At 72.3% G+C, this 7400-nt stretch carries 10 protein-coding genes; 7 read left to right on the forward strand and 3 right to left on the reverse strand.

Annotated features, from left to right (window positions below):
- The first annotated feature begins 202 nt into the window (after positions 1-202).
- Positions 203-1411, forward strand: coding sequence for a DUF445 domain-containing protein (locus BJ969_RS29725; RefSeq protein WP_184486122.1), 1209 nt, complete (start codon positions 203-205; stop codon positions 1409-1411).
- Here the strand turns inward: BJ969_RS29725 and BJ969_RS29730 are convergent, their stop codons facing one another.
- Positions 1412-1954 (reverse strand): CGNR zinc finger domain-containing protein, encoded by a 543-nt coding sequence (locus BJ969_RS29730; protein WP_184484531.1) that lies wholly within the window; start codon positions 1952-1954, stop codon positions 1412-1414.
- A gap of 228 nt (positions 1955-2182) precedes the next feature.
- On the opposite strand from BJ969_RS29730, the gene BJ969_RS29735 reads away from it, so the two are divergent.
- The 6 genes from BJ969_RS29735 to BJ969_RS29760 all read left to right on the forward strand — a co-directional run bounded on the left by BJ969_RS29735 (position 2183) and on the right by BJ969_RS29760 (position 5664).
- A complete protein-coding gene (locus tag BJ969_RS29735; protein WP_184484533.1) occupies positions 2183-2572 on the forward strand; it encodes a VOC family protein in 390 nt (129 codons plus the stop codon).
- 137 nt (positions 2573-2709) lie between these two features.
- Entirely contained in the window at positions 2710-3129 is a 420-nt protein-coding gene (locus BJ969_RS29740) for a helix-turn-helix domain-containing protein (protein WP_184484535.1), read from the forward strand.
- Between the two features lie 5 nt (positions 3130-3134).
- Positions 3135-3845 carry a hypothetical protein gene (locus BJ969_RS29745; protein WP_184484537.1) on the forward strand — a complete coding sequence of 237 codons (711 nt, stop codon included), beginning with the start codon at positions 3135-3137 and terminating at the stop codon, positions 3843-3845.
- A gap of 110 nt (positions 3846-3955) precedes the next feature.
- A complete protein-coding gene (locus tag BJ969_RS29750; protein WP_416309375.1) occupies positions 3956-4273 on the forward strand; it encodes a DUF2516 family protein in 318 nt (105 codons plus the stop codon).
- A gap of 11 nt (positions 4274-4284) precedes the next feature.
- A complete protein-coding gene (locus tag BJ969_RS29755; RefSeq protein WP_184484539.1) occupies positions 4285-5061 on the forward strand; it encodes an alpha/beta fold hydrolase family protein in 777 nt (258 codons plus the stop codon).
- 33 nt (positions 5062-5094) lie between these two features.
- A complete protein-coding gene (locus BJ969_RS29760; protein ID WP_184484541.1) occupies positions 5095-5664 on the forward strand; it encodes a YbaK/EbsC family protein in 570 nt (189 codons plus the stop codon).
- Positions 5665-5676: 12 nt separating this feature from the next.
- On the opposite strand, the gene purU is transcribed toward BJ969_RS29760, so the two are convergent.
- Positions 5677-6543, reverse strand: coding sequence for a formyltetrahydrofolate deformylase (gene purU / locus BJ969_RS29765; RefSeq protein ID WP_184484543.1), 867 nt, complete (start codon positions 6541-6543; stop codon positions 5677-5679).
- Between the two features lie 162 nt (positions 6544-6705).
- Positions 6706-7400: class I SAM-dependent methyltransferase (locus BJ969_RS29770; protein WP_184484546.1), on the reverse strand; the 695-nt coding region annotated here is incomplete at its 5' end.

The raw sequence follows: 7400 nt of genomic DNA on the forward strand, positions 1-7400 counted from the left end.
CTGGAACCCTACCGGCATTTTTCGATCTTGTTCGGTTCGGCGCGAGCGGCGGCGCACCGTGCGCGGGAGGCGACGAACGGTCACCGGGGGACGTTTCCGGCACGATCCCACCGGTGTCCCCGTCCGCTGCTGCAACAATCGTGGAGTGGCACAGACAGCGGTACCCGATTCGGACGAGCTCAAGCGGCGGGCGCTGCGACGGATGAAGGCCGTCGCGGGCGGGCTGCTGCTCGCGGCCACGGTGATCTACGTGATCGCCCGCTGGCAGGAGAACGCCGGTGCCGCCGCGTGGGTCGGCTACGTCCGGGCCGCGGCCGAAGCGGGCATGGTCGGTGCGCTGGCGGACTGGTTCGCGGTGACGGCGCTGTTCCGGCGCCCGCTGGGGCTGCCGATCCCGCACACCGCGATCATCCCGACCCGCAAGGACGCGCTGGGCCGCAACCTCGGCGCCTTCGTCGGGGAGAACTTCCTGGCCGAGCCGGTGGTGCGGGACAAGCTGGGCCGCGCCGAGATCGGCGCCCGCGTCGGCACCTGGCTCGACGACGAGGCCCACGCCGAGCGGGTCACCTCGGAGCTGGCCACCGCGGTGCGCGGCGCCGTGCAGGTGCTGCGCGACGACGACGTGCAGGCCGTGCTGGAGCAGTCGGTGCTGCGCAAGGTCCTGGACCAGCAGTGGGGACCGCCGCTGGGGCGGATCCTGTCGCAGGTGTTCGCCGACGGCACCCACCACAAGCTGGTCGACCTCATCTGCGATCGGGCCTACGACTGGGCGCGGGACAACCACGACACCGTGCTGCGCGTGGTGAGCCAGCGCGCCCCGTCCTGGTCGCCGCGGTTCTTCGACGGCATGGTCGCCGACAAGATCTACGCGGAGGTGCTGTCGTTCGCGTGGGCGGTGAAGACCGACCCGGACCACCAGATGCGCAAGGCCGTGGACCGGTTCCTGGTCGACTTCGCCCACGACCTGCAGCACGACCCGAAGACCATGGAGCGCGCCGAGCAGATCAAGCAGCAGGTGATCGAGCACCCGGAGGTGCAGAACCTCGTCGGCTCGGCCTGGAGCACAGCCAAGAGGATGCTGCTGGACGCCGCGGAGGACCCGTCCAGCGAGCTGCGGCTGCGGGTGCGCGACGGCCTGCGCGGTTTCGGGCGCAGGCTGGCGACGGAGCCGGAGCTGCGCGGCAAGGTGGACGGCTGGGTGGAGGGCGCGGCCGTCTACGTGGTGTCGCACTACCGCACCGAGATCACCACCCTGATCACGGACACCGTGGAGCGCTGGGACGCGGAGGAGACCTCCCGCAAGATCGAGCTCCAGGTGGGCCGGGACCTGCAGTTCATCCGCATCAACGGCACCGTCGTGGGCGCCCTGGCCGGGCTGGTGATCTACACGGTGTCCCAGCTGCTGCTGTGATCAGCTCTCGGTGGCGTGCCGTTCGCGCCAGGAGCGGGCCTTCTCCCGGTTCCCGCAGACCCGCATCGAGCACCACGTGCGGGACTTGTTGCGCGAGCGGTCGTAGAACGCCCACAGGCAGTCGTCCGCCGGGCAGATCTTGATCCGGTTCCAGTGGCCGGTGTGCACCAGGTGCACGGACGCGGCCAGCACGGTGCCGAGCGCGTCGTGCCCGCCGAGCACCGGCACGCCGTCGTGCAGGACCACGGGCACCGGCCAGGTGATCGTGTCGACGGGTGCGGGTGCGGACGGGTCGTAGGACACGGCGCCGCGCATGGCGTCGCGGATGCGCCGCGCCGCGCCGCGTTCGCCCGCTACTCCCAGACCGCGTCCGGTGGACCACTCCCGCCACTGGTCGGCGGAGTCCAGGACGTCCGTGTCGGCTTCGGCGTCGCAGGTGTTGAGGAAGGCCAGCACCAGCTCGACGTCGCGCTCGGCGTCCTGGTCCGCGGCGTGGTTCGCAGGGACTCGGTCAGCGACGGCTCTGCTGTTCACGAACACCATCGTAGGCGATTAGCCGGTTGCAGCGTGCGGTGATAACTCGTGTACTTCGCAAGACGGTTACTAACCCCTGTATATCAGACGATGGTTATGTCACGATGTGGCTCGTCGCAGTGACGGTGCGGGGGCGGCGGCAAGGCGCTGAGCAGGGCGGCTCCGGCCGTTCGGCCCGCGGCGCCCGATCTCGTTCTCGCGCCTCGCTGAATCCGTTCCCGATGGAGAGGACTCGCCATGAGTACCGCAGCACCGTTGTCGATCGCGGCGTTCGCGATCGACACCCCCGATCCGCGTGCGCTCGCCGAGTTCTACGGGCGCTTGCTGGGCTGGGAGATCGACGAGGCCGAGGCGGAGCCCGACTGGGTGGAGCTGGCCGACCCGGCGGGCGGTCCGCCGCTGGCCTTCCAGCTCGATCCGCACTTCGTTCCGCCGACCTGGCCGGACCGGACGCGGCCGCAGATGATGCACGTCGACGTGCGGGTGGCGACCTTGGAGGAGGGGCACGAGCGCGCTGTGGGTGCCGGGGCGCGGCTGCTGCCGCAGCCACCGGATCGGCAGGGGGTGAACTGGCGCGTCTACGCCGATCCCGACGGTCATCCGTTCTGCGTGTGCGCGCAGCAGTGATCCGCCGGTAGCGGTGTCGGTGCTGGTGGCGGCCTTGTGCGGAGTGCCTGCCGTCTCACTCGGAAGGTGCAAGCTGACTGCTTGCAATAGTTAGCACTCGTGGCTACCGTGGAACGCAGCCGGAAGGAGCAAGGGCGATGGAGCGGGTGGACAAGACCGTCAACAAGGCCGTGAACCAAGCGGTCAGCGACCTCGGCGGTTACATCCGGGCGCAACGCAGCAACGCCCAGATCTCGCTTCGCGAGCTCGCCAAGAGCGCGGGGGTGTCCAACCCCTACCTCAGCCAGATCGAGCGCGGCCTGCGCAAGCCGAGCGCGGAGATCCTCCAGCAGATCGCCAAGGCGCTGCGCATCTCCGCGGAGGCGCTCTACGTGCAGGCCGGGATCCTGGAGCAGCGCGAGGGCGGCCCGGTGGTGGACGCCATCATCGCCGACCCCGATCTGGGCGAGCGGCAGAAGCAGGTCCTGCTCGACATCTACGCCTCGTTCCGGCGCGAACACGACGGCCTCGCCGACGGGCCGGACCAGCACCGCACCGATTCCCCCGATGAGGAGTGAGCATCATGCCGACGAACGAGAACAGCACGAAGACCCCCGGTCAGGCGCAGTCCGGTCCCGCGCTCGGCGAAGCCGCCGAGCAGGCGCGCACCCCGCTGCTCGCCGCGCTCGGCGCCGGTGACCTCGCCGCGCAGACCATCGCCGACACGCTCAGCAAGCTCCGCGGCCGGTTGAACGAGGGTGCGGAGTCGGCGCGCACCGGGGTCAACGAGCTGCCCCACGACCTCAAGGAGCGCTTCGACCCGGCGGAGCTGCGCAAGCGCGTCGACGCCTACACGCAGTCCGCCGTGCAGCTCTACGGCTACCTCGCCGACCGGGGTGAGACGACCTTCGAGCGCATCCAGGCCCAGCCCCAGGTCAAGCAGGCGTGGAGCCAGCTGGAGCAGGTGCAGGGCCGGGTGGACACCGCCGTCGGGGACGCGCGGGTCATCGCCGACGACGTGCTGGGCAAGGTCACCCGGACCACCCGCTCCTGGGGTGAGAAGGCCGCGGAGACCACGGAGAAGACCACGACCGTCGCGGCCGAGAAGGTCCGCGAGACGGCGGCCGACGTGGCGGACGCGGTCGAGGAGACCGGTTCGGACGCGGCGACCGCGACCCGCAGCACCAGCCGCAAGGCCGCCAACCGCACCGCTGCGGCGAAGACCGCGCCGAAGACCACCGGCGCAGCGAAGACCGGCACCGCGAAGAAGGCGACCGGCAAGTCCGAGAACTGAGCCGCGTCCGCGGACTCGGCCGCGAGCAGCGGCGGGTTCGGGCGCGGTACGACCGAGCGGGACCCCCGGGACGGCTACTCCGGGGTCCCGCTCACACGTAGGGTGGAGTGGTGGAGTTGTCATTCAGCGGTCCGCCGGAGTTGCTGCTGCAGTTCTGGATTCTGAAGGTCATCTGGCTGGCCGGTCTGCCGCTCGGGCTGTACGCCTTCGTGCACGCGCTGCTGCAGCGGGCCGACGCGTTCACCGCGGTCGGCAAACTGTCCAAGCCCGCGTGGCTGGGCATCACCGGCGCCGGGCTGGTGATGCTGGCGGTGTTCACCAGCGGGCCGATCACGATCATCTGGTTGGCGGGGCTGGTGGGCGTCCTGGTCTACCTGCTCGACGTGCGCCCGAAGGTCACCGACGTGCAGCGGGGCAGCTCCTGGTAGCCGAGGGCTCGGTGGCGCCCGCTGCCGGCGCGCTTCCTTCCGGTGCCCGGTGGCGTTCCTACGGCAGGGGCGAGCCGATCACGCTGGTGGCGCACGGCCTGGGCGCGACGCCGGGTGAGGCACGCATCCCCGCCTCGGGGTTGCCGGGCACGCGCGTCGTGCTCACCTTCGCGGGCCACGGCGAGGCGGCCGACCCGCCTGCGGGGTATTGGGATCACGGCGTGCTGGCCGCGGACGTGCTGGCCGCGGCGGATGCCACCGGCGCCACTCGCGCGGTCGGCGTCTCGTTGGGAACGGGTGCGCTGACGAGGGCGGTCGCGACCCTCCCGGACCGGTTCGAACGGCTCGCGCTGCTGCTGCCCGCCGTGGTGGACGGAGCGCGCGAGGTGTCCTCGGCGTGGGCGCTGGAGCGGCTGGCCGAGGCGGTCGACGCGGCGGAGTCCGACGGCGGTGCCGCGCTGCGCGAGCGGGTGGCCGGTGAGTTCCCTCCCGGCGTGGACCTGGGCGAACACCTCGACCTCCGGGTGGCCGCGCTGCGCAGGCTCGGCCCGGCGCTGCACGCCTTGGCGGACCGGCCGGTCCTCGACGACGCCGCCGCGTTGAGCTCGGTGCGGGCGGACGTGCTGGTCGTGACCGGTACCGACGATCCGCTGCACCCGGTGTCCGCCGCGCGGCGGACCGCCGCAGCGATCCCCGGAGCCCGGCTGGAAGTGCTGCCGTCGGTGGCTCCGATGTTCACGCACCGGCGCGAACTGCGGGCGCTGCTGGGCGACTTCCTGGGCAGCTGAGGCGGTAGCCGCCCGCGCTCGTATCGTCGGTGCATGGCTGATTGGTCGCTCGCCGCGGGAACGCTCGCGGTGGCCCCCGCGCCGGACCGTCCCGAGCTGCTCGCCGATCCCGTGCGCGACGCGGTGACCGCGTTCCCGCCGGTGGAGGCGTCGCTGGTCGGGGTCGCCGAGATCGACCCGGAGTTCGCCGACACCGCGGCGTTCTGCGCGCGGTACGGATCGCCGCCCGAGCTGTCGGCGAACTGCGTGATCGTCGCGGGCAAGCGCGGCGGGGAGGTCCGGTACGCGGCGTGCCTGGTGCTCGCGACGGCGCGCGCCGACGTCAACGGCGTGGTCAAGCGCCGCCTCGACGTGCGCAAGGCGTCGTTCGCGGCGATGGACGAGGCCGTGCGGCTGACGTCGATGGAGTTCGGCGGGATCACGCCGTTCGGGCTGCCCGCGCAGTGGCCGGTCCTGGTGGATCAGGCCGTGGCGTCCGCTCCTGCCCTGGTCGTCGGAAGCGGCCTGCGCCGATCCAAGATCATCGTCTCGGGTGCGTTGCTGTCCGCGCTGCCCGCGGCGGAGGTCCTGGACGGCTTGGGCCGGGAGATCCCGGCGGACTGACCGGCGCGGGGCTCAGAACACGACCGTGCGCTTGTCGTGCACGAGGACGCGGTCCTCCAGGTGCGCGCGCAGCCCGCGGGCCAGCACGATCTTCTCGATGTCGCGACCCTTGCGGACCATGTCGGTGGCCGCGTCGGTGTGATCGACCCGCGTCACGTCCTGCTCGATGATCGGCCCCGCGTCCAGCTCCGGGGTGACGTAGTGGCAGGTCGCCCCGACGAGCTTCACACCGCGCGCGTACGCCTGGTGGTACGGGCGGGCGCCCGCGAACGAGGGCAGGAAGCTGTGGTGGATGTTCAGCGCCCGGCCCGCCCACTCCTCGCACACCTCGGGCGGCACGATCCGCATGAACCGGGCCAGCACGATCGCGTGCGGGTCGTGGCCCTCGACCAGCGCCCGGACCTCGTGGAACGCGCCGTCCTCGGCGTCCTGGTCGGTTCCGGAGGGGAACGGCACGTGGTGGAACGGCACCCCGTGCGCCTCGGTGATCGCGCGCAACCTCGGATGGTTCCCGATGACGGCCCGCAGGTCCACGTCGAGCTCCCCGGACGCGACGCGCCCGAGCAGGTCGTGCAGGCAGTGCCCTTCCTTGGAGACCAGCAGCACGACCCGGCGCCGCTCGGAGGTGTCGCTCACCCGCCAGTTCGTGCTGCCCAGCTCGTCGGCGACGCGGGCGAAGCGCTCCCGGAGCTCCGCGACGCCGAACGGCAACGAGTCGGCGCGCACCTCTTGGCGGGTGAAGAACCAGCCGGTCTCCGGATCGGTGTGGTACCCGGCTTCCACGATCCAACCGCCCCATTCGGCGAGGAACGAGGCGATGCGCGCCACGATCCCGGTGCGGTCCGGGCAACCGAGGGTGATGACGAATCGAGAGGGCACGGTTGCGGAGTATCGCACTGCCCCAGCTGCGCGTTCAGCGAAGCCGCCCTGACCGGTCGTGGCGTGTCGGACCCCTCCGGTGGTCGCCCGCCGAGCGGCGACGGCGACGCGCGGTGACCGCCGCCGGGCAGCGCGACGTCCGGTCCGGGGCGGTGCGGTCGCTCAGGAACCGTCGCCGGGCAGGGGCGCGACCGAGGCCCAATCCACAGTGAGCTCGCCCAGCCGCCACCGCCGCGGCCGGTCCCGCACCGGCCAGCCGAGCGCGGCGAGCAGCCGCACCGACTCCGCCCAGCGCGCTCGCGGTCCGAACGGGGCGCGCGGCGCCGCCCTCGCCCAGCAGGCGTCGAGGTCGGTGAACAGCGCGTGCACCTTCTCCCCCGGCACGTTGCGGTGGATCAGCGTCTTCGGCAGCCGCTCCGCCAGGTCCGAGGGCCGCTCCAGGTCCCCGGGCAGGCAGGCCAGCGTCAGCGTCCGCGGTCCCGACCGGTCCAGCGCGACCCAGCAGCAGCGTCGCCCGATCTCGTCGCAGGTGCCCTCGACCAGCAGCCCGTCCGGGGCGAGGCGCCCGCGCAGCTCGTCCCAGGCCTTCCACGCCTCCGGCTCGGTGTACTGGCGCAGCACGTTGAGCGCCCGCACCAGCGCCGGGCCGTCCTGGCCGCCGATGCCCGCGGCCAGCCCGGCGAGTTCGAAGCCACCGCGGCGGAACTCCAGCGCGGGCGGGTCGGCGACGGCCTTGCCCGCGGTCACCCGATCCGGGTCGATCTCGAGGCCGAACACCCGCGCGTCCGGGCGCACCGGGCGCAGCCGGGCCGCGAGTTCGACGGTGGTCACCGGGGTCGCCCCGAACCCGAGGTCGA

Origin of the sequence: Saccharopolyspora gloriosae, assembly GCF_014203325.1 — a bacterium.
Lineage (GTDB): Bacteria > Actinomycetota > Actinomycetes > Mycobacteriales > Pseudonocardiaceae > Saccharopolyspora_C > Saccharopolyspora_C gloriosae.